At 64.4% G+C, this 19,614-nt stretch carries 22 protein-coding genes; 18 read left to right on the top strand and 4 right to left on the bottom strand.

What is annotated here, in order from left to right:
• Nucleotides 1-46: 46 nt before the first annotated feature.
• The 3 genes from K5R33_RS11230 to K5R33_RS11220 all read right to left on the bottom strand — a co-directional run bounded on the left by K5R33_RS11230 (nucleotide 47) and on the right by K5R33_RS11220 (nucleotide 2,628).
• Nucleotides 47-670: a holin family protein gene (locus K5R33_RS11230; protein WP_220749144.1), complete on the bottom strand. Its 624-nt coding sequence runs from the start codon at nucleotides 668-670 to the stop codon at nucleotides 47-49.
• Nucleotides 661-1,272 carry a holin-associated N-acetylmuramidase gene (locus tag K5R33_RS11225; protein WP_220749143.1) on the bottom strand — a complete coding sequence of 204 codons (612 nt, stop codon included), beginning with the start codon at nucleotides 1,270-1,272 and terminating at the stop codon, nucleotides 661-663. Before K5R33_RS11225 ends, K5R33_RS11230 begins: the two co-directional genes overlap by 10 nt.
• 144 nt (nucleotides 1,273-1,416) lie before the next feature.
• Entirely contained in the window at nucleotides 1,417-2,628 is a 1,212-nt protein-coding gene (locus K5R33_RS11220) for a cytochrome b/b6 domain-containing protein (RefSeq protein ID WP_220749142.1), read from the bottom strand.
• A gap of 194 nt (nucleotides 2,629-2,822) precedes the next feature.
• Between K5R33_RS11220 and fabD the strand changes: the two genes are divergently transcribed.
• The 9 genes from fabD (at nucleotide 2,823) to K5R33_RS11175 (ending at nucleotide 9,967) form a co-directional block, all read left to right on the top strand.
• On the top strand, nucleotides 2,823-3,773 hold the full coding sequence (fabD, locus tag K5R33_RS11215) for an ACP S-malonyltransferase (RefSeq protein WP_220749141.1): 951 nt from the start codon (nucleotides 2,823-2,825) through the stop codon (nucleotides 3,771-3,773).
• 1 nt (nucleotide 3,774) lies between these two features.
• On the top strand, nucleotides 3,775-4,512 hold the full coding sequence (gene fabG, locus K5R33_RS11210) for a 3-oxoacyl-[acyl-carrier-protein] reductase (RefSeq protein WP_220749140.1): 738 nt from the start codon (nucleotides 3,775-3,777) through the stop codon (nucleotides 4,510-4,512).
• The gene (locus K5R33_RS11205) at nucleotides 4,509-4,895 is read left to right on the top strand and encodes a RidA family protein (protein WP_220749139.1); all 387 of its coding nucleotides are present in this window, start codon (nucleotides 4,509-4,511) and stop codon (nucleotides 4,893-4,895) included. The genes fabG and K5R33_RS11205 overlap by 4 nt, the downstream gene beginning before the upstream one ends.
• Nucleotides 4,896-5,065: 170 nt before the next feature.
• Nucleotides 5,066-5,302: an acyl carrier protein gene (locus tag K5R33_RS11200; protein WP_220749138.1), complete on the top strand. Its 237-nt coding sequence runs from the start codon at nucleotides 5,066-5,068 to the stop codon at nucleotides 5,300-5,302.
• A gap of 165 nt (nucleotides 5,303-5,467) precedes the next feature.
• Nucleotides 5,468-6,340 (top strand): lysophospholipid acyltransferase family protein, encoded by an 873-nt coding sequence (locus tag K5R33_RS11195; RefSeq protein ID WP_220749137.1) that lies wholly within the window; start codon nucleotides 5,468-5,470, stop codon nucleotides 6,338-6,340.
• Nucleotides 6,337-7,146, top strand: a complete 810-nt coding sequence (locus K5R33_RS11190; RefSeq protein ID WP_220749136.1) for a glutamate racemase — start codon at nucleotides 6,337-6,339, stop codon at nucleotides 7,144-7,146. The genes K5R33_RS11195 and K5R33_RS11190 overlap by 4 nt, the downstream gene beginning before the upstream one ends.
• 14 nt (nucleotides 7,147-7,160) lie before the next feature.
• Nucleotides 7,161-7,604, top strand: coding sequence for a cytochrome c maturation protein CcmE (ccmE, locus tag K5R33_RS11185; protein WP_220749135.1), 444 nt, complete (start codon nucleotides 7,161-7,163; stop codon nucleotides 7,602-7,604).
• Between the two features lie 6 nt (nucleotides 7,605-7,610).
• Nucleotides 7,611-8,483, top strand: a complete 873-nt coding sequence (locus K5R33_RS11180) for a DMT family transporter (RefSeq protein ID WP_220749134.1) — start codon at nucleotides 7,611-7,613, stop codon at nucleotides 8,481-8,483.
• Nucleotides 8,484-8,683: 200 nt separating this feature from the next.
• A complete protein-coding gene (locus K5R33_RS11175; RefSeq protein ID WP_220749133.1) occupies nucleotides 8,684-9,967 on the top strand; it encodes an OmpP1/FadL family transporter in 1,284 nt (427 codons plus the stop codon).
• A gap of 117 nt (nucleotides 9,968-10,084) precedes the next feature.
• On the opposite strand, the gene K5R33_RS11170 is transcribed toward K5R33_RS11175, so the two are convergent.
• Complete coding sequence (locus tag K5R33_RS11170) at nucleotides 10,085-10,471, bottom strand: hypothetical protein (protein ID WP_220749132.1); 387 nt, start codon at nucleotides 10,469-10,471, stop codon at nucleotides 10,085-10,087.
• Between the two features lie 168 nt (nucleotides 10,472-10,639).
• Between K5R33_RS11170 and K5R33_RS11165 the strand changes: the two genes are divergently transcribed.
• From K5R33_RS11165 to K5R33_RS11125, 9 genes are all read left to right on the top strand, one after another.
• Nucleotides 10,640-11,539, top strand: coding sequence for a DMT family transporter (locus K5R33_RS11165; RefSeq protein ID WP_220749131.1), 900 nt, complete (start codon nucleotides 10,640-10,642; stop codon nucleotides 11,537-11,539).
• A 32-nt stretch (nucleotides 11,540-11,571) separates the two neighbouring features.
• Nucleotides 11,572-12,456, top strand: coding sequence for an ATPase (locus K5R33_RS11160; RefSeq protein ID WP_220749130.1), 885 nt, complete (start codon nucleotides 11,572-11,574; stop codon nucleotides 12,454-12,456).
• A 30-nt stretch (nucleotides 12,457-12,486) separates the two neighbouring features.
• Complete coding sequence (locus K5R33_RS11155; protein ID WP_220749129.1) at nucleotides 12,487-13,437, top strand: homoserine O-succinyltransferase; 951 nt, start codon at nucleotides 12,487-12,489, stop codon at nucleotides 13,435-13,437.
• A 4-nt stretch (nucleotides 13,438-13,441) separates the two neighbouring features.
• A complete protein-coding gene (locus K5R33_RS11150; RefSeq protein WP_255588447.1) occupies nucleotides 13,442-14,416 on the top strand; it encodes an alpha/beta fold hydrolase in 975 nt (324 codons plus the stop codon).
• 193 nt (nucleotides 14,417-14,609) lie between these two features.
• Nucleotides 14,610-15,482 carry a polyphosphate kinase 2 gene (gene ppk2 / locus K5R33_RS11145; protein WP_220749128.1) on the top strand — a complete coding sequence of 291 codons (873 nt, stop codon included), beginning with the start codon at nucleotides 14,610-14,612 and terminating at the stop codon, nucleotides 15,480-15,482.
• Entirely contained in the window at nucleotides 15,475-16,092 is a 618-nt protein-coding gene (locus K5R33_RS11140; RefSeq protein WP_220749127.1) for a TetR/AcrR family transcriptional regulator, read from the top strand. Before ppk2 ends, K5R33_RS11140 begins: the two co-directional genes overlap by 8 nt.
• Nucleotides 16,093-16,255: 163 nt before the next feature.
• Nucleotides 16,256-16,822 (top strand): 5-aminolevulic acid synthase, encoded by a 567-nt coding sequence (locus K5R33_RS11135; RefSeq protein ID WP_220749126.1) that lies wholly within the window; start codon nucleotides 16,256-16,258, stop codon nucleotides 16,820-16,822.
• A gap of 93 nt (nucleotides 16,823-16,915) precedes the next feature.
• A complete protein-coding gene (hemA, locus tag K5R33_RS11130; RefSeq protein ID WP_255576336.1) occupies nucleotides 16,916-18,142 on the top strand; it encodes a 5-aminolevulinate synthase in 1,227 nt (408 codons plus the stop codon).
• A gap of 220 nt (nucleotides 18,143-18,362) precedes the next feature.
• Complete coding sequence (locus tag K5R33_RS11125; RefSeq protein WP_255588446.1) at nucleotides 18,363-19,565, top strand: helix-turn-helix domain-containing protein; 1,203 nt, start codon at nucleotides 18,363-18,365, stop codon at nucleotides 19,563-19,565.
• Nucleotides 19,566-19,614: the final 49 nt, after the last annotated feature.

Below are 19,614 nucleotides of genomic sequence, written 5' to 3'. Positions count from 1 at the left end.
CCCTGTTAACATCTGCCTCTTTTTGCGGCGATCTGACGCTCCGCTGTCACCGTCGTTGGGCCGTAATCCAATCCGCGAGCGCTGGATTGTCAGCCATATCTGCGGCACGGGCGTCCGAGGGGGTGTCGAGCGCATCCTGAGCGTCGATTTCAGGCGTCGCACCGTCCGTCCCGCCAGAAACATCAGGCGACGCTGCGCCTGCCCCATCCAGAGCAGCCGACCAAGACGCCGTCCGCCGGGGGGGCCTCGGCTGATGCACAGGTCGCGGCACGCGCGGCCCCCGTAGGTAGTGCAGCTCTCGCGCGCCGAAATAGAAGCTTACGATGGCGCCCAGCAACCACCACAGGGGGTCTGGGACGTACCCCAGGCCTTCCATACGCGCCGCAAAGGGAACGGGCGCAACCATTGCGTAAATGAACAGTCCTAAGGTGCCCAACGCCAGCATCGGGCGCGGCAGGCGGTTGAGACCGTCGACCAGCCGATCAAATGGGCCACGGGCGGTGCGCCCCATTTCGGCTGAAAGCTGCTCTAAGGCGGCGCGGTGGGCGGCATGTTCCAGGGCCTGACCCGCCGTCGCATTGGGCACGAAGACCTCCGACAGGCCCTTGGCCGCATCGCCGAGACCACTGACGGCGCCTGCCCCGCGCACAAGGCTGCCAATCATCCCCATTTCGCGGTCCTTTCCCGATGCTGCGCCGCGCTCAGGTGAAACCTCGGGCTGATGAATTCTTCGGCCCGGGTGATCCATCCGCCCTTCCCGCCATCCCGCCTGCGCGCATATTTGCGCGACGCGGCCCGGCGGTCGGCCAAAGCGTAGTAGTAATTCCGACGCGCAATCCCATAGGCGTCCGCGATATGGTCCGGGGCCGCTGCGGCCGCCGCCCTAGCTGCACCGATGGTTTGCGGGCCGATCGTCCCATCGACGGCCACCCGTTGCCCCATGCGATTGAGCAGACGTTGCAGGATACGAACCGCATTCGCGCCCGCGTTCACATACATGTCGAACACGCTGGCCTGCAGCGTCTCGGGCAACTCAGCCAGGCGCGGACGCTTGAAATAATGTTCGACGAAAATATCCGTGGCCTGGACCCGTGTCAGACGACGGACATCGGCGGGGTCGATATCCCCGTCGCCATCCAGGTCCAGCCCCAAGCGGCGCATGGTGTGGATCGTGACACCGAAATTGGTGGCGCCTCCGGGGTCGTCAGGGTCGTTCACGTAGCCGCCCTCTCGAGCGACGATCTGTTCTGCGATGGATCGGACCGTCGGCATAGCCTGCCCCCTTTGATGCTGTGGCGAGGGGGCAGGAGTTCGTTAGTGCAGTTAACGAAAGGTTACCATTCGGGGCGACGCGGTCGGGGCGTTAAGAGATGGTTAACGACCCCGACCGCCCGCACGGTCAGTCTACCCACACCGTCACTCGAGCCGACTGGCCGTCAGGGCAACCGTGACCTCCACCGTGAAACCAACGCTCGATTCGTCGGGGTAGCTTTCGCCCATGCCGAAATCGCGACGATCCAGCGTGCCAGTTCCGGCCATCACCGCGCGGTCGCCCTCTAGCTCCAGCGTGAACGGAAGGCGCAGGGGCACATCGACGCCACGTACGGAAAGCGTGCCATCGGCGACATAGCCCTCCCCCTCGGACAGGAGCGTCGCGGTATAGGTCGCCTGCGGATGGGCCTCCGAGGCCAAAAAATCGCCGCTTGTGGCCTGTTGTGTCACCGAACCCAGGGACAGCGACGCCGTCGAAACACCCACTTCGACCGTCCCATGGGTGCCGTCGGCGCGGGGCGTCTCGTCAAAGTCGATGGCGGCCTGCCATTCCGAGAAGGAGCCGGTGACCGCCGCCCCAAGCTGTTGCACCGTGATCGATAGCGTTCCCTCTTCGACCGTCCAGGTGGACACGCCAGACACCTCGGCAGCTTGAACCGGGACCGCCGTGGCCGTCTTGGGCCCCAGCGCCAACCCAACGCCCAGGGCACCGGCCCAGACCACGAGCGCGACACCTACCGGGGCCACATGGGCCTTGGCACCCGACAAGGGGCCGGGATCAACCCCGCGCCACATCCGCCCAAAGGTCGAATCCTTGTCGATGAGGCTGTGCTTCACGGTGCCCAAGATGTGCAGCAGCAGGGCCGCGACCATCACGCGCTCGAACACCATGTGCAGGGTGGCGAGGGTCGCCGACAGCTCCGGGTCTTTGGGCAGGAACGGCAGGGATTGGCCAAATGGCCACCAGATGGGCGCAAACCCTTCGGCGGTGGCATGGTGTGCCCACCCAAACGCGGGCACCAACACGAGGGAGCCATAGAGCAGCCAATGCACCGCCGCGGCGGCAAAGGTCTCGGCCTTGCGATCCGGATGCAGCGGCGCGGGACGCGGCTGGCTGAGCGCCCAAGCGATCCGGGCCAGCGCAATGAAGAAAATTGCGATCCCGACGGTCTTATGGGCGCTGAACAGCGTGGCTTTGGTCGCCAAGGCGGCATCTGTGTCATAGGACCAATCATAGGCGACGACGCCGAGGGCGATGGCAGTCACGATCAGCAGGGCGATGGACCAATGAAACGCGCGCTCAACCCAGCCGTAGGTCGATGCGGTGTTGGTCGCGGCGGTATGGGTGGCTGTCATGGCAAGCTTCCGTGGCGATGAACTGGTGTGTCAAAAACGTAGAGGGCCATCACGGCGACACCACAGGCATCCCCGCACAGACATCGTGCGAGGATCGCAAAACAGCGCCTTACCGCACGAAAAAACGGCAAATCCCAATTCACGCCGCGTCAAAATCGCTATAGACCGCGCCAACCGCAGATATCGGAGGGGATATGACCCGCGCATTCGTCTTTCCGGGCCAGGGCGCCCAGACCATCGGCATGGGCCGCGACCTGGCCGAGGCCTATCCGGCGGCCCGCGCCGTTTTCGACGCCGTGGATGCGGCCTTGGACGAAGACCTGTCCGGTCTAATTTGGTCCGGCGAGGCCGAGACACTGACCCTGACACGCAACGCCCAGCCCGCGCTGATGGCGACCTCCATCGCGGCCCTGCGCGCCTTGGAGGCCGAAGGCGTGGACGTCGCGCGCGATGCGGCCTTCGTGGCCGGACACTCCCTGGGGGAATACACCGCTCTGGTGGCGGCGGGTGCCCTCGATCTGGGCGATGCGGCCCGCCTGCTGCGCCTGCGCGGCGAGGCCATGCAAGCGGCTGTGCCCGTAGGCCAAGGCGCCATGGCGGCGCTGCTGGGTCTGGGCTTCGACGACGCCCGCGCCGTGGCCCAGGCCGCCGCAGAAGGCCAAGTGTGCCAGGCTGCCAATGACAATGACCCGACCCAAGTGGTGATCTCTGGGCACAAGGACGCCGTTGAGCGCGCCCTGCCTCTGGCCAAAGAAGCCGGTGCCAAGCGGGCTGTGATGCTGCCCGTCTCCGCGCCGTTCCACTGCGATTTGATGGAACCTGCGGCTCGCGCCATGGCCCAGGCCCTCGACACGGTCGATCTGGCAGCCCCCTCCGTCCCGGTTGTGGCAAATGTCACGGCGGCGCCTGTGAGTGACCCGACGCAGATTCGCGCGCTCTTGGTAGATCAGGTCACCGGCTCCGTCCGCTGGCGCGAAAGCGTCGCTGCAATGGCCGCCGCTGGCGTGACCGAGGTCTGGGAGATCGGGGCTGGCAAGGCGCTCTCGGGCATGATCCGTCGGATCGACAAGACCATTGCCTGTCGCGCGGTCGGTGCCCCAGCCGATGTCACGGCGGCGGTGCAATCCCTTCAGGAAGAGGCTTGAGATGTTTGATCTAACTGGAAAATCGGCGCTCGTGACCGGAGCCTCTGGCGGGATCGGTGCCGCCATTGCGCGCAGCCTCCATGGCGCGGGCGCTACCGTCGGCCTGTCGGGCACGCGGGTCGACCCGCTCCAGGCCCTGGCCGATGAGTTGGGCGAACGCGCCCACGTGCTGCCCTGCAACCTGGGCGACGCCGACGCGGTGACGGCCCTGCCCAAACAAGCGACCGAAGCGATGGGCGCCGTCGATATCCTCGTGAACAACGCGGGGATCACGCGCGACAACCTGTTTATGCGCATGTCCGACGACGAATGGCAGTCGGTGCTGGACGTCAACCTGACCTCGGCCTTCCGCCTGTCCAAAGGTGTGATGCGCGGCATGATGAAGGCGCGCTGGGGTCGGATTGTGAATATCTCCTCCATCGTTGGCGCCACGGGCAATCCGGGCCAGGCGAACTACGCCGCCTCGAAGGCCGGGATGGTGGGCATGGCGAAGTCGCTCGCCTACGAAGTGGCCTCGCGTGGGATCACGGTGAACGCCGTGGCGCCAGGCTTCATCGCCACGGCCATGACCGACAAGCTGACCGATGACCAGAAGGACAAGATCAACGTCCAAATCCCGGCCGGTCGCATGGGCACGCCCGAGGAGATCGCCGCCGCGACGCTCTATCTGGCAAGCCCAGAGGCCGCCTATGTGACCGGCACGGTGCTGCATGTGAACGGTGGGATGGCGATGCTATGAGGAAGAATATCCCCTCCGGCAGTTATCTTGAACCGATCATGGGCTTTAGCCGCGCCGTGCGGATCGGCAATCATGTTGCGGTCGCGGGCACCGGGCCCATCGGCACCGATGCGACCGACACCTACGGCCAATTGGTGCGCTGCTTTGAGATCACGCGCGCGGCGTTGGCGGAGGCGGGCGCGACCATGGAGGACGTGGTACGCACGCGTATCCTCTTGACCGACATCGCAGATTGGGAGGACGCCGCCCGCGCCCATGGGGAAATCTTCCGTGACATTCGCCCTGTCATCACGGTGATGCAGGTCTCTGCCTTCGTGGAGCCAGGGTGGCGGGTGGAAACAGAGGTGGATGCCATCATCGGCGGCACCGAAGACCCCGCCTGAGTGTCCCCTGACAAAGGATTTGCCATCGCCGGACCGCGTGATATAGGCGGCGCACAAATCCGGGGGGGTTGAACGCATCTCCGGTGTTCACATGTGAGTGAGCAGCCCGATGATCCGGGCGAGGGACATGCTTAACGGCCCCAGCAGGGGCACCGATATGAGGTAGAGACATGAGCGACATCGAGGACCGCGTCCGCAAGAAAGTCGTCGAGCATCTGGGCGTAGACGAAGACAAGGTCGTTCCGAACGCCTCCTTCATCGACGATCTGGGCGCCGACTCGCTCGACACGGTCGAGCTGGTGATGGCTTTCGAAGAAGAGTTCGGGATCGAGATCCCCGATGACGCAGCCGAGTCGATCCAGACCTTCGGCGATGCGGTCAAGTTCATCTCTGAAAACAACGGCTGATCGTCCTCTGCTGGACATCGCTAAGATGGGGCGCCCTGCGGGGCGCCTTTGTCGTTTTAAGGGGCGTGGCAGCCGTTGCAGCCGGCGCCAGAGACCGTGCCAACCATGTGTATCGCGACAAGATCGTCATGGTCCCCCCGCCCACCGCTCTGGTATGGTGACGGCATGAAACGGGATATCGCGCGCGACATCACCTATGCCACCGGAGCGCGCAGCCGCCGGGGGCGCTTTCTGATCCGGGGGCTTGAGACGCTTACCGGGCGCGGATCGCTGCTTCGGCGGGCGCGCGGGTATGATCAGGCCGTGGCCAATGGAGCCGTCTTCTGGGAGGAAATGGCCGTCCGCTACGGGCTGCAACCGGACGTGGTCCATGGCGATCTATCCGCCATTCCCTCGGACGGTCCCGTGGTTGTCGTCGCCAATCATCCCTATGGCATTTTGGATGGGCTAACGCTCTCGCTGATCCTGAACCGGGCGCGGCCTAGCGGCTTTAAGATCATCGCCAATGACGTCTTTCTACGGGCGCCGGATCTGGCGGATGTCATCTTGCCCGTCAGCTTCGAGGAAACCCGAGCCGCCCAGGCCGTGAACCTGGCCATGCGGCGGGCAGCGCTGGGATACCTGGCCGAGGGCGGGCTGATCGGGGTTTTCCCGGGTGGCGCGGTCAGCACGCCCGTCAAACCCTTTGGCCCGGCCAAGGACCCCTATTGGCGGGGCTTTTCGGCCAAGTTGATCCGTCAGTCGGGCGCAACCGTGGTGCCTATCCATTTCGAGGGCGCCAATTCGCGTCTGTTCCACCTGGCCAGTCATCTGCACGAAACCCTGCGCCTGGGCCTGTTGGTGCGTGAATTCAAAAGCCGGACCGATAAACCCGTCCGCCTGTCCGTCGGCACCCCGATTCCGCCGGAGGAGATCGCAGCAGTGCCCGGCACCCAAAGCGACCTGATGGCCTGGCTACGCGCCAAGACATATGCGGCCGGGCGCGATAGCGATGACCTCGGCTTTAACTTCGACACCCAAAAGGCGGGCTGCACATGAGCGTTGGTATTTTCGACAGCGGATTGGGGGGCCTCACCGTGTGGCAAGCCGTGACGGAGCGTTTGCCCGACCTGCCGGTCAGCTACTACGGAGATAACGCCAACGCGCCCTACGGCGTGCGCACCGCCGAAGATGTGCATCGCCTTACCAAGCGCGCGGTGGAGGATATGTGGGACCGGGGCACGGATCTTGTGATCTTGGCCTGCAACACGGCCTCCGCCGCTGCCCTGCGTCGGATGCAGGAAGACGGCGTGCCAGAGGGCAAGCGTGTCTTGGGCGTGTTTGTACCCCTGATCGAGGCGCTGACGGAACGGCAGTGGGGCGACAACTCTCCCCCGCGCGAGGTCGCGGTGAAACAGGTGGCTCTGTTCGCGACCCCCGCCACCGTGGCCAGCCGGGCCTTCCAGCGAGAGCTCGCTTTTCGCGCCATCGGCGTCGACGTGGAGGCACAGGCCTGCGGCGGGGTGGTAGATGCCATCGAAGACGGCGACATGATCCTGGCCGAAGCGTTGGTGCGATCCCATGTAGATGCGCTGACCCGCAAGATGCCCACGCCCGATGCCGCGATCTTGGGCTGCACCCATTATCCGCTGGTGCAGGAGGCGTTTCAGAAGGCGCTTGGCGAAAACGTCAAGGTTTTCAGTCAGGCGGATATTGTGGCCGAAAGCCTGGCCGATTACCTTTCCCGCAAGCCAGAGATGGGCGCAGATGGCAGCGGTGAGATGCTGACCACCGGCGACCCGGACCAAGTCTCGGCCCGCGCCACGCAGTTCCTGCGCCGCGGGCTTACCTTCACAGCCGCCTGAGAAAGGGCCCGACCATGCGTTCGCTGAAAAAGACCCGCCGGATCCAAGTCCTTGTGCTGGCCGCAGTGGCGCTCGCCGGGTCAGCGGCGTTGATCGGATATGGCTTTCGGGACGGTATTAACTTCTTCCGGTCGCCCAGCCAGGTGGCCGAGGCCCCGCCCCCGCCGAGCGAAGTCTTCCGCATCGGGGGCCTGGTCGAGGAAGGCTCCATCGTGCGGGGGGAAGGCACATCGGTGACCTTCCGCGTCACCGATGGGGGCGCGTCGATCCCAGCGACCTATACCGGCGTCTTGCCCGATCTCTTTAACGAGGGCGAAGGCATGGTCGGCACCGGCAGCTATGTGGACGGTGTCTTTGTCGCGACCGAAGTGCTGGCCCGCCACGATGAGACCTATATGCCCAAGGAAGTGATCGACGCCCTCAAGGAACAGGGCGTCTACCAAACGCCCGAAAGCTAAGCTCCCATGTCGCGCCAGGACCGGTCGTCCACCCTGCGGGCGGCCCTTTGGATGGTGGGCAGCATTGCGTCCTTCACCTTCATGGCGGTGGGTGGTCGTGCCGTCGCCGACGTACACGATACCTTTGAAATTATGCTCTACCGGTCGGTCGTCGGGGTGATCCTAGTGGTCGGTGTCGGCGCGCTAATGGGGAAGCTGGGCGAGGTCACCACACGGAACCTGCGGTTTCAGATCCTGCGCAATATGGCCCACTTCACGGGGCAAAACCTGTGGATCCTGGCGGTGACGCTCATCCCGCTGGCGCAGGTCTTCGCTTTGGAGTTCACCTCACCGCTTTGGGTCTTGGTCCTTGCGCCTCTGATCCTGGGGGAACGGGTCCGACCCATTCAATACGCCGTCGCGGCCCTGGGCTTTGCGGGCGTCCTTTTGGTGGCGCGGCCGTTTTCTGGGCAGTTCGACACGGGCCTGATCTGGGCCGGGCTGGCGGCGGTCTTCTTTGCTCTGACGAACCTCATGACCCGGCGTCTGACGCGGGATGAAACGGTGATGGGCATCCTGTTCTGGCTGACGACTCTCCAATTGATCTTTGGGTTGGTCTGCGCGGGTTACGATGGCGACATCGCGCTGCCGACTTGGGCCACGCTGCCATGGGTGACGGCGATTGGGCTTGCGGGGCTCTGTGCGCACTTCTGTTTGACGAACGCCCTGGCCTTGGCCCCTGCCTCGACGGTGATGCCCGTGGACTTCGCGCGTCTTCCGTTGATCGCGCTGATTGGGGTGCTCGTCTACAACGAGGTGCTAGAGCCGATGATTCTGATCGGTGGGGCGGTCATCATCGCGGCGGCTTGGGCAAACCTAAAACTGGCCGAACGGTCGTAACGTGGCGTCACGGCTGGAAAAATGTTGCCCCTGGGCCACCGCTGCGGGGATCTAGACCGCTGTCTGGCCTCTGACGTAGCGTTCGATTTGACCGATGCGGACCTAATGTCGCATCGTGGCTTTCACATCTGATGCGTTGCCGGAAGGAGGTTCCGGCGGTGGTCACCTCACAGACCGCCAAGCCCAGGGGAGAGGGACATATGACACGCTTCACGGTCGCCGTTCTGGCGGCCTTTTCAACTGTCGGCGCGGCGTCCGCCGGCGGCCTTGATCGATCGGGCCAATCGGTACTGGCGATCTTTGACGATCCAGGCACGCTGTCGTTCGGGCTGAGCCACGTCACCCCCGATCTCACCGGGACAGACGTTCGCGGCACCGGAAGCTACGACGCCGGTGGGTCCTACACGCAGTACAGCTTCAGCTACAGCAATCAGATCAACGACCGCTTCAGCTACGCCATTATCGGCGATCAACCCTTCGGCGCGGACATTTTCTACAACGACACGCCGCAAACCTCCGCCCTGGGCGGCACAAAGGCTGACCTGTCGTCGGACGCCGTCAGCTTTATCGGGAAGTACCAACTCAGCGACCGGGTGAGCGTTTTCGGCGGTCTGCGGGCGGAACGCGCCGGTGGGACGGTCGCGCTGAACGGACAGGCCTATGCCCAGGCGATCAGCGTCTCGTCCGTGGCCCGTGGCGCGGGTGTGGGCTTTGCCACCCTGGGCGCGGCGCTTCAGGGGGATCCAACGGCCGTGGCGGCAGTGGGGGGACCTGCCAACGCACAAGCCCTTGGGGCACAGGTCCAGGCGCTGAGCACGCAATTCCTGACCCCAGGCGTCGGGGGCTTCACCGGCTACGATGTGGAGATCGAGCAAAGCTGGGGCGTCGGCGTCACCCTAGGCGCGGCCTATGAGATCCCGGAAATCGCCCTGCGTTTGGCCGTGACCTACCATTCCGAGGTGACCCACGAAGGCGATGCGACCGAACGTTTCGGCTTTACCGCGGCCGGTGCGGGCGCGCCGATCCCGGGCCGGATCGCGTTCCAGTCTCCCCAGTCGGTGAACATCGACTTCCAGACCGGGATTAATCCGAAGACCTTGCTTCTGGCCTCCATGCGCTGGACGGATTGGGACGATTTCGACGTGATCCCGACGCAGCTTGGGTCGGACCTAGCGAACATCGACGACAGCTATCGCTGGACGCTCGGTGTGGCGCGGCGGTTCTCGGATGAACTGGTCGGTCTCGCCTCGATCACCTACGAGAAGGACAACGGCGGCGCCACGCTGTCACCGCTCGGGCCAACCGATGGTCAGATCGGCGTCTCGGTCGGGGCACGGTATTCAACGGGCAATTTGGATATCTCCGGCGGCATCAACTACACCAAGGTCGGCAGCGCCTTTGCAGGCGTCGGGGGGCAGCCGGTGGCAAGCTTTACCGACAACAGCGCCATCGGTGTGGGCTTCAAGGTCGCCTATAAGTTCTGATCCCTTTTGGGTAACCAGTGCATGACCGTTCCGCAGCAGATGCGGGACGGTCCTTTTATTTGGTGGTAGCCGCAGGCATTACCCGCTGTCCTGTAACGCCCAGGTCAGAGCCGTGCCCTAACCCGCCGCCTCTAAGATCTGCACCCGAGTGACACGCCCACCCGAGCCGTACACGCGGACCAGCACAAAACCGATGACCTGGCTGCGGATCCGCTCGACCGTGTGATAGCCGCGCTGATAATCGCAGCGACCAGCAATCATCGCCCGCCGCTCTGGTGTGGTAAAGAAACTGTCGGGCTGCTCCCGATCCGGGTTGCCAAAACGGTGAACATTGGCGCGGTCCTGTTGGACGATGGCGCAGACATCCGTCAGAGGCTGCCCCTTGGAGTTATAGGTATCCCGGGGGCTTAGGGTCGCATAATAGTCGAACAGCAGGGTTTCAGCCGCCGCTGGCCCTGACCACAAGGCTAAGACACAGGCGATCCCAGACAAAAACCGTTTCATGACACTCCCCCTCGGTCGCAGGCCAGGCGTGGCCCGCCACCATCATACGCATAGGGTCTGGCATCCGGCGAGGGCCAACACTGGTTTTATCCCCAAAGGGCCGCAGCCGGTGCACTTAGCACAAGAAACGGGTGGCGAAGGCCCCGGACCCGACCTAACCCCGATCCCATGAGTACGACGGATATGCCCGCCCGCGCCTGGGCCGAACTGAGCCTGCTGGCCCTGATCTGGGGCGGCAGTTTCCTGTCGATCCGGGTCGCGCTGGACGAGATCCCATTCGTGACCTCGGTCGCCTATCGCGTGGGCGTGGCGGCCCTGATCCTATGGGCCTGGGTCCTTGTGAAGCGCCTGCCCATCCCCCGGGACCGTGGCGTCTGGGGCAGCCTGCTGGTCATGGGTGTGCTCAACAACGTACTGCCCTTTCTTCTGATGGCCTGGGGACAGCTGCATATCGAGACCGGGCTCACCTCGATCCTGAACGCGGGCACCGCGATATTTGGGGTGTTGGTGGCGGCGGCGCTCCTGGCGGACGAACGGTTGTCGGCGCGCCGCGCCTTTGGTGTTAGTCTTGGCTTTCTTGGCGTGGCAACGGCCATCGGTTTGCACAACCTCGCCAACTTCGACCTGAGATCCGCAGCCCAACTGGCCGTCGTTGCCGGGACCGTCAGCTACGCCTTCGCCGGTGTCTGGGCGCGGATCCGACTGGCCGGGTTGCGACCCCAGGTTCAGGCCGCCGGGATGCTGACGGGATCGTCGCTGGTCATGGTGCCCCTGGCGTTGCTGGTCGACGGGCCGGTGATCCCGACGCAGACGGATACGATCTTGGCGGTGGGCTACTACGCGGTGATCGCTACGGCCTTTGCCTACCTGCTCTATTTCCGCGTTCTGGCCATGGCGGGCAGCGGGAATGCGCTGCTCTGTACGTTGCTGATCCCACCGGTGGCGATCCTGCTGGGCGCCTGGGTCCGGGATGAGGTCCTGGCGACCACGGTCTATCTGGGCTTTGGCCTCTTGGCGGCGGGACTGTTGGTGATCGACGGGCGGGTGCTGCGCCTGATCCGCCGTTGACGGGTGCCGGGTGCGGGGCTAGGCCGCGCCCCATGTTCTATGAGACCGAAGCCGATTGGCGCTCCGCCACCCGTCGCCGCATCACGTTGTTCGGGATGTCTGGCCTGGGCAAGACCCACGTCAGCCAGATCCTGCGCGGTGGGCGCGAGGACGCGGGCGAGTGGTTCCACTACTCCATCGATTATCGCATTGGCACGGCCTACATGGGCGAACATATCAACGACAATCTCAAGCGCGAGGCGATGAAGGTCCCGTTCCTGGCCAAGCTGCTGCGGACCGACAGTATCTACATCGGCTCCAACATGACGTTCGAGAACCTGTCGCCCCTGTCGGCCTATCTGGGTCAACCCGGCGACCCTGCCCAAGGCGGCCTGCCCATGGCCGAATACGAACGACGGCAGGAGTTGCATGTCAGGGCCGAGATCAATGCCCTGCTGGACACGCCCCATTTCATCGAACGGGCGCGGGACATTTATGGCTACGACCATTTCATCTGCGACACGGGTGGGTCGATCTGCGAGGTGGTTGACCCAGAGGACCCAGAGGACCCGGCGCTGACGGCCCTATCGGATAATACCTTGATGATCTGGATCGAGGGCACGCCCGATCACGCCCAGACCCTGATCGACCGCTTTTCCCGGGACCCGAAGCCCATGTGCTACCGGCCCGCCTTCTTGGCCGCCCAGTGGCAGGCTTACCTGGATCGCACCGGCACCCCCGCCGACAGGGTGAACCCCAAAGAGTTCGCGGTCGCAGCCTATGCCGCCGCCATCGCCGAGCGGCAGCCGCGCTATGTCGCCATGGCCCGCAACTGGGGCGTCAAGACCACCGCCGCCGAGGTCGCCACCGTGCGCGATGCCGCGGATGTGAGCGACCTTGTGGCCGCCGCCCTTGGCAGGGGCCGTCCCACCCCATAACTCTGCCGTTCCAACCACTCGGAAGATCCCATGCCCATCACCCTGCCCCGCGACCTGCCTGCCTATGACGTCCTTGGGACCGAGGGCGTCATGGTCATGTCGGACGCAGATGCGACCCGGCAGGACATCCGCCCCTTGCGCATCGGGCTTTTGAACCTGATGCCCATGAAGATCACGACCGAGACGCAATTCGCCCGCCTGATCGGGGCGACGCCCTTGCAGATCGAATTCACCCTGATCCGCATGACGGAGCATCAGTCGCGGCACACAAGCCCCGCGCATATGGAGAGCTTTTATCGCACCTTCCAGGAGGTGAAGGACCAGAAGTTCGACGGCTTCATCATCACAGGCTCCCCCATCGAGCATCTGCCGTTCGAAGAGGTCACCTATTGGGATGAGCTGCGCGAGATCATGGATTGGACGCAGACCAATGTGCATTCCACCTTCGGTGTCTGCTGGGGCGGGATGGCTCTGGTCTGGCACTTCCATGGGGTGGAAAAGCACATCCTGCCCGCCAAGCACTTCGGCTGTTTCCGCGTCCAGAACGAGGCGCCCTCGTCGCCCCTTTTACGGGGCTTCTCGGACGATTGCGTCATCCCCGTCTCCCGCTGGACCGAGGTGCGGCGGGACGCGGTCGAGGCGGCTGGGATGCAGGTCCTGCTCGGCTCCGAGGAAACGGGTCCCTGCCTGATCGAAGACAGGACACGCCGGGCGATCCATATTTTCAACCATTTCGAGTATGACAGCGACACACTCCAAAAGGAGTTTGAACGCGACATGGCCAATGGAACAGAAATCAACGTGCCCGGGAATTACTATCCCGATGACGACCCGACGCGACAGCCTTCGAACCGGTGGCGCAGCCATGCTCACCTGCTGTACGGGAACTGGATCAACGAGATCTACCAGACGACGCCCTTTGACCCCGCGCTGATCGGCACCCATCGCCAAGTGCTGGGCGGCGCACCGGAGCCGTTGTGACCCCATGGATCGGCGCAGAATGCTGATTGGCAGCGCGGCGGCAGGGCTGGCGGTGGCCGGTGGCGGCTTGGCCGTGACCGCGCGTGCCACCGCGCGCGAGGCCCGGATCGAGGCCGCCTATCCCCCCGAGGGCGACATCTTGGATGTGGGCGGCGTGCCCGTCCACGCAGTGGTGCGGGGCACGGGGCCGGATCTGGTCATGATCCACGGGGCCTCGGGCAACGCGCGGGAGTTCACCTTTGACCTGATCGCCCGCTTGTCGGGACGGTATCGCTGTATCGCTTTCGACCGACCGGGGCTGGGCTATACCGGGCGCACGGACCCCACCTATGACGCGGCGTTCAGCAGCGCCGCAGAGACCCCGGCAGAACAAGCAACCCTACTGGCCGCAGCCTATGGGCAAATCGGCGAGGGCGCCCCCCTGGTTCTGGGCCATAGCTTTGGCGGCACGGTCGCGCTGGCCTGGGCGCTGGACCACGCCGCACGGGGGCTGGTGCTGCTGGCCCCGGCGGCGATGCGGTGGCAAGGCGGGTTGGGGCCGCTCTATGCGCTGAACGCTTCGGCACCTGGCGGCGCGCTGGCCATTCCGATGATGACGGCCCTGGTCCCGGACTCCAAACTGGACGAGATCACACGCCGGATCTTTGCGCCGAACCCGGTGCCCGCCGGATACCTGGATCACATCGGCGGGCAACTGACCCTCCGGCGGCGGTCACTTCGTGCCAATGCGCGCCAGGTCAACGGGTTGAAACCGCACATCACCCACATGCAGGCACGCTATGCGTCGGATCTGACCCTGCCCATCGAGTGGCTGCATGGAACGGTGGACACCATCGTGCCGCCTGCCGTCCACGCCGGACCGTTTCAGAAACTCGTACCGCATACCAATCTGACGATGCTCGATGGCGTCGGCCATATGCCCCAACATGCCGCGCCCGAGGCGGTGGTGGCTGCCGTGGACCGCTTGGCCAGGGCGTAACACCGAGACCGCCTTGAGGACTGCGGGGCAAGGCGAAGACCCCGCCTTAGCGGGCTGGCACGTGAGCCAGGTACCGCTGACATGGGCCAGCAAAACGGACCGCCAATTGGTCAACCAATGGAGGACCTTGGGCGGCGGGGCTGGCCCTCGCCCCGCTATCTCACCATATAGAAGGCGTAAAGAGGACCCGCCGATGCAAAAGCCGTTCGATGCCGCCATTACCCGTTTCTTCGAAGAAGAGGCCCCGGACGAGGTCCGTCGCGCAATCGAGGACGGCAGCAAGAAGGATATCCTGACCCCGGATTACCCCTACGACCGCTGGATGGACAAAGACGACTACGAAGCCGCGCTGGAGGCGCTGCAAATCGAATTGGTCAAGTGCCAGACCTGGATCAAAGAGACCGGTGCCAAGGTTGCCGTGGTCTTCGAGGGCCGCGACGCCGCGGGCAAAGGCGGCACGATCAAGCGGATCCGGGAAAACCTAAACCCAAGGATCGCGCGGATCGTGGCGCTGTCAAAACCGTCGGATCGGGAGGGCGCGCAATGGTACTTCCAACGCTACGTGCAGCATTTGCCGACGGCGGGTGAACTCACGCTCTTCGACCGGTCCTGGTACAACCGCGCCGTCGTTGAACATGTTTTTGGGTTTTGCACGCCAGAGCAGCGAGAGGTCTTCTTTGGTCAGGTCCAGGATTTCGAGCGGATGCAGGTCGAGGCGGGGACGATCCTCGTGAAGCTCTGGCTGAACGTGGGGCGGGCGGAGCAACTGCGGCGCTTCCTGGCGCGGGAAAATGACCCCCTCAAACACTGGAAGCTGTCGTCCATCGACGTCAAAGGGCTGTCCCGCTGGGACGCCTATACGGCGGCCATCGGCGAGACCTTCGACCGCAGCCACAGCGCCGTCGCGCCCTGGACCATCGTTCGGTCCGACGACAAGCGTCGGGCGCGGGTGAATGCCATTCGGGCCGTTCTGTCGCGCATTCCCTATGACGGGCGCGATGCCTCCGTTTTGGATGTGGACGCCAAGGTCGCGGGCGGGCCAGAGCTGTGGTTGAACGGTGCCTAAGCGCGGCTATCACCACGGGAACCTGCGCCAGGCGCTGGTGGACGCGGCGCTGGCCCTGATCGAAGCGAAGGGGCCAACGGGCTTCACCCTGTCGGAGGCGGCGAAACAGGCCGGGGTGACCCCCGCCGCCGTCTATCGCCATTTCGAGGGGCGCGAAGACCTGATCATCGAATGCGCCTTGCAAGGGCACGCGATCTTTGGCGACCTTATGGAATACGCCTTCGAGAGCGGGCAGCCCTCGGCGCTGGCCGCATTCGAGGCGACGGGCCGTGCCTATCTGGCCTTTGCGCGCAAATACCCGGGTCACTACATGGCGATGTTCGAAAGCGGCCTATCCCGCCATGCCACGCCCGAATTAAGCCGCGCGGTCAACCGGTCCCGAGGCGTGCTGGAGCGGGCGGCGGAAGATCTATCACAGCATATCCCCGAAGGTCGGCGCCCCCCAGCGGCCATGGTCAGCAGTCATATCTGGGCCATGAGCCACGGCGTCGTCGAGTTGTTCGCCCGTGGCAAGCCCGGGGCCAACACACCCTTTCCGCCAGAGGACCTGTTGGAAGCGGGAATCGGGGTCTACTTGCGCGGCCTTGGGTTGGTCCCGGCGGAGACATAGGGCGCGGCACTTTGATACGGTCTGCGCAGGGGGCTCTGCCCCCGCTCGCTTCGCTCGCCCCCCCGGCAATATTTATGGAACATCGAAGGGGGAGGTCGTTCTGGCAGGCCGGGTCTGTCCCGTGATAGGTCAGGGCAACCTGTAGACTTGAGGGAGTTTGCCAATGATCCGCGCCGCCTTGATGAGCCTCGTGATCGCCTGCCCAGCGATGGCGCAAGAGGTGCCAAACCAAGCCCAGGCCAAGCGAGATCTGTTCGGCACGCGCACCTCGACCCTGGAGGTGACCCCCCAGCCCTTCCTAAGCGACTTGGATCTGGCCACCCTGCGGGAGATGCCGAAACTGGCGTCGCTGAAGTATTACGGGGCTTTGGCGGTCGACCCGGACGCGGGGTTGCAAAACGAGGCTTCGACGGGGGCGTTCAATTACCACAGTCTAGAGGCTGCGCGGGCAGCAGCCGTCGAGGGGTGTTCCGCCAAGGCGGGGGGGCGCAGCTGTGTCGTGGTCGCAGAAATTACACCGCGCAGGTTCCGGGAAGGCCGCAGTCTGACACTGAGCCAGGACGCGAGCCGGGCGGTTGCGGGCCGTGATTTTCGGCGGGCGGGCGCCAATGCCGCGCTGGCCTTGAGCCCCTCCACCGGGGCCTGGGGCCTTGGGGACGGAGGAGATGCGGCGCTGGCTGCCTGCGCCGCCGGGGGCGCGCGGGATTGCGAAGTGGCCGTGGCGAACTAAGTTCGCGCGACAATCTGTAGCCTAGGCGCCACGGGGGCCTGTGGCTAGGAACACGCGACGGGCGCCTGCCGCCCTTAGACCGAAAGGCACGTCATGACCGACTATACGATGGCGCTGGATCAAGCCCTGACCGCTTTGCACGACGAGGGCCGCTATCGGACGTTCATCGACATCGAACGGCGTCGGGGTCAGTTCCCCCATGCGACGTGGAAAAAGCCTGACGGGTCGACCCAGGACATCACCGTGTGGTGCGGCAACGACTACCTTGGGATGGGACAACATCCCGAAGTTCTGAGCGCGATGCACGACGCCTTGGATGCGACGGGCGCCGGGTCGGGCGGGACGCGCAATATCTCGGGCACGACGGTCTCCCACAAGTTGCTGGAGGCGGAGCTTGCGGACCTGCACCAAAAGGACGCCGCTCTGATCTTTACCTCTGCCTACATCGCCAATGACGCGACTTTGAGCACGCTCCCCAAATTGTTCCCGGGGTTGATCATCTATTCGGATGCGCTCAACCACGCCTCGATGATCGAAGGGGTGCGCCGGAACGGTGGGGCGAAGCGCATCTTCCGCCACAACGATACCGCGCATCTTAGGGAACTGCTGGAGGCCGACGATCCGGCAGCGCCGAAGCTGATCGCCTTTGAGTCGATTTATTCCATGGATGGCGATTTCGGGCCGATCGAAGCGATCTGCGACCTCGCCGAGGAATTCGGCGCCCTGACCTACATCGACGAGGTGCATGCCGTCGGCATGTATGGCCCCCGCGGCGCAGGCGTGGCGGAGCGTGATGGCTTGATGCACCGGATCGACATCATCAACGGCACCTTGGCCAAGGCCTATGGCGTCATGGGGGGCTATGTCGCTGCTTCGGCCAAGATGTGCGATGCCATCCGGAGCTATGCGCCTGGCTTTATCTTTACGACATCCCTGCCCCCGGCTGTGGCAGCAGGCGCCGCCGCATCGGTCAAGCACCTGAAATCGGATCAGGCCTTGCGCGATCTGCACCAAGAACGGGCCGCCGTTCTTAAACTGCGCCTGCGGGGTCTTGGCCTGCCGATCATCGACCACGGCAGCCACATCGTGCCCGTGCACGTGGGGGATCCGGTCAAATGCAAGATGATTTCGGATCGGTTGCTGTCGGATCACGGTGTCTATGTGCAGCCGATCAACTTCCCGACCGTGCCCCGTGGGACGGAGCGGCTGCGCTTTACGCCTTCGCCGGTACACACTCCGCCCATGATTGACGCATTGGTTCGGGCCATGGATGATCTGTGGTCCCATTGCGCGCTAAATCGCGCTCAAGCCGCCGGATAAGAGAACCCGTGCATTGTGAGCCTTAGGATGCTAAGCTAAGGGGGCAGTGCAGGGCAGATGGGGAGTCGGCCCTGGTAGACAGGACGGAACCGCGCCCGGAGAGGTGTGGCCACAACCTTCAAGGGGCAGGCCCATGTTTGGCCGAAAGTCTAGATTTCTATCCAAAGTCGAGAGCCCGTCGCGGGGTTTTGACTCATTCGACATGCGTCTTGGGGATGAAATGCGCGGTGAACGCGCGACCCTGGGAAAATCGCTCATGGATGTGCAACGGGAATTGCGCATCAAAGCGAGCTATATCGCCGCCATTGAGAACGCCGATCTGACGGCCTTCGACAGCCAGTCCTTCGTTGCGGGTTACGTGCGGAGCTACGCGCGATATCTCAACATGGACCCCGAAATCGTCTTCGCGCGCTTCTGCGAAGAGGCGGGCTTCGGCGGGATTTCGGCGCTCAAACCGATGGAATCGGAGCTGCCGCGCAGCGGCCCGTTGGGGAGCCTCGGCGACGTGCCGCGCGGTGCGCTGGCCCCGAAAACGAAGAAAGCCGCCATAGAAAGTGACCCATTGCTGGGGTCTGGCAATCCGTTTGCGAACAAGGCCACACCCGTCTTTGCAGGGTTTGAACCCGGTGCGCTCGGGTCAATCGCTGTGCTGGGTTTGCTGGTTGGCGGCTTGGGATATGGCGGTTGGACCCTCGTCCAGGAAATTCAGCGCGTTCAGGTCGCGCCCGTGGAACAAGCGCCCGAGCTTGTGGCAGAGTTGGACCCACTGGCCCCTGCCCTGCCCCAGACCGACGCGCCCGAGGTTGCTGGCGTGGACATCCCCACCTCAGAAGCCTTGTCGCGACTGTATCGGCCCCAGGCGCTGGATGCGCCTATTTTGACGGCCCGTGATGCGCCGATCTCGACAATCCAACCGGGGACCGTAGGTGCGCTTCGGACCGCTCAGCCCGCTGGTCTGAACGGGCCTGATGCGCAAACCCTCGCGGCGGCCGTGGATGTTGCCGTCGCCGACGCGCTGGCTGGAACGGAGGAGGCGGCGCCTGCGACACCGCAGGTCTTAGCGTCCGCCCCAGATGCCGTGGTTATCGTGGCGGCCCGACGGGCGTGGGTACGTGTGCGCACTGCGGACGGGAATGAATTGTTGGAGCGTGAACTCGCCCCCGGCGAGACCTTTGAGATCCCCGCCACCGAGGCGCCGGTGTCGCTGCGCACGGGGAACACGGGGGCTGTCTATTTCTCGGTTGCGGGTCAAACCTACGGGCCGATTGCGCCCGGGGCGCAGGTTGCGACGCGGGAAATCTCGTCCGATCTGGTGACCGAGACCTACGCGTTGGCCGACCTAACCGACGGGAGCGATATTGCCCGCGTGGTTGCAGAACTCACCTCAGAGGCCGCTACCCCAGGACAGTCAGACAGCCAGTGACCCTGTTGCATGGCGGCGCGTCGAGGCTTAGCTGTCTGACGTGATCCGC

It is taken from the genome of Jannaschia pagri, from assembly GCF_019655435.1.
In the GTDB taxonomy this organism is placed as follows: Bacteria; Pseudomonadota; Alphaproteobacteria; order Rhodobacterales; family Rhodobacteraceae; genus Jannaschia; species Jannaschia pagri.
Note: the sequence above shows the minus strand (reverse complement) of the source record. Positions and strands in the feature narration are given on the sequence as shown.

What these genes read in the sequence shown, in the direction of transcription:
- K5R33_RS11230 (WP_220749144.1), bottom strand. Translation starts at nt 670, where the DNA reads ATGGGGATGATTGGCAGCCTTGTGCGCGGGGCAGGCGCCGTCAGTGGT.
- K5R33_RS11225 (WP_220749143.1), bottom strand. Translation starts at nt 1,272, where the DNA reads ATGCCGACGGTCCGATCCATCGCAGAACAGATCGTCGCTCGAGAGGGC.
- K5R33_RS11220 (WP_220749142.1), bottom strand. Translation starts at nt 2,628, where the DNA reads ATGACAGCCACCCATACCGCCGCGACCAACACCGCATCGACCTACGGC.
- fabD (WP_220749141.1), top strand. Translation starts at nt 2,823, where the DNA reads ATGACCCGCGCATTCGTCTTTCCGGGCCAGGGCGCCCAGACCATCGGC.
- fabG (WP_220749140.1), top strand. Translation starts at nt 3,775, where the DNA reads ATGTTTGATCTAACTGGAAAATCGGCGCTCGTGACCGGAGCCTCTGGC.
- K5R33_RS11205 (WP_220749139.1), top strand. Translation starts at nt 4,509, where the DNA reads ATGAGGAAGAATATCCCCTCCGGCAGTTATCTTGAACCGATCATGGGC.
- K5R33_RS11200 (WP_220749138.1), top strand. Translation starts at nt 5,066, where the DNA reads ATGAGCGACATCGAGGACCGCGTCCGCAAGAAAGTCGTCGAGCATCTG.
- K5R33_RS11195 (WP_220749137.1), top strand. Translation starts at nt 5,468, where the DNA reads ATGAAACGGGATATCGCGCGCGACATCACCTATGCCACCGGAGCGCGC.
- K5R33_RS11190 (WP_220749136.1), top strand. Translation starts at nt 6,337, where the DNA reads ATGAGCGTTGGTATTTTCGACAGCGGATTGGGGGGCCTCACCGTGTGG.
- ccmE (WP_220749135.1), top strand. Translation starts at nt 7,161, where the DNA reads ATGCGTTCGCTGAAAAAGACCCGCCGGATCCAAGTCCTTGTGCTGGCC.
- K5R33_RS11180 (WP_220749134.1), top strand. Translation starts at nt 7,611, where the DNA reads ATGTCGCGCCAGGACCGGTCGTCCACCCTGCGGGCGGCCCTTTGGATG.
- K5R33_RS11175 (WP_220749133.1), top strand. Translation starts at nt 8,684, where the DNA reads ATGACACGCTTCACGGTCGCCGTTCTGGCGGCCTTTTCAACTGTCGGC.
- K5R33_RS11170 (WP_220749132.1), bottom strand. Translation starts at nt 10,471, where the DNA reads ATGAAACGGTTTTTGTCTGGGATCGCCTGTGTCTTAGCCTTGTGGTCA.
- K5R33_RS11165 (WP_220749131.1), top strand. Translation starts at nt 10,640, where the DNA reads ATGAGTACGACGGATATGCCCGCCCGCGCCTGGGCCGAACTGAGCCTG.
- K5R33_RS11160 (WP_220749130.1), top strand. Translation starts at nt 11,572, where the DNA reads ATGTTCTATGAGACCGAAGCCGATTGGCGCTCCGCCACCCGTCGCCGC.
- K5R33_RS11155 (WP_220749129.1), top strand. Translation starts at nt 12,487, where the DNA reads ATGCCCATCACCCTGCCCCGCGACCTGCCTGCCTATGACGTCCTTGGG.
- K5R33_RS11150 (WP_255588447.1), top strand. Translation starts at nt 13,442, where the DNA reads ATGGATCGGCGCAGAATGCTGATTGGCAGCGCGGCGGCAGGGCTGGCG.
- ppk2 (WP_220749128.1), top strand. Translation starts at nt 14,610, where the DNA reads ATGCAAAAGCCGTTCGATGCCGCCATTACCCGTTTCTTCGAAGAAGAG.
- K5R33_RS11135 (WP_220749126.1), top strand. Translation starts at nt 16,256, where the DNA reads ATGATCCGCGCCGCCTTGATGAGCCTCGTGATCGCCTGCCCAGCGATG.
- hemA (WP_255576336.1), top strand. Translation starts at nt 16,916, where the DNA reads ATGACCGACTATACGATGGCGCTGGATCAAGCCCTGACCGCTTTGCAC.
- K5R33_RS11125 (WP_255588446.1), top strand. Translation starts at nt 18,363, where the DNA reads ATGCGCGGTGAACGCGCGACCCTGGGAAAATCGCTCATGGATGTGCAA.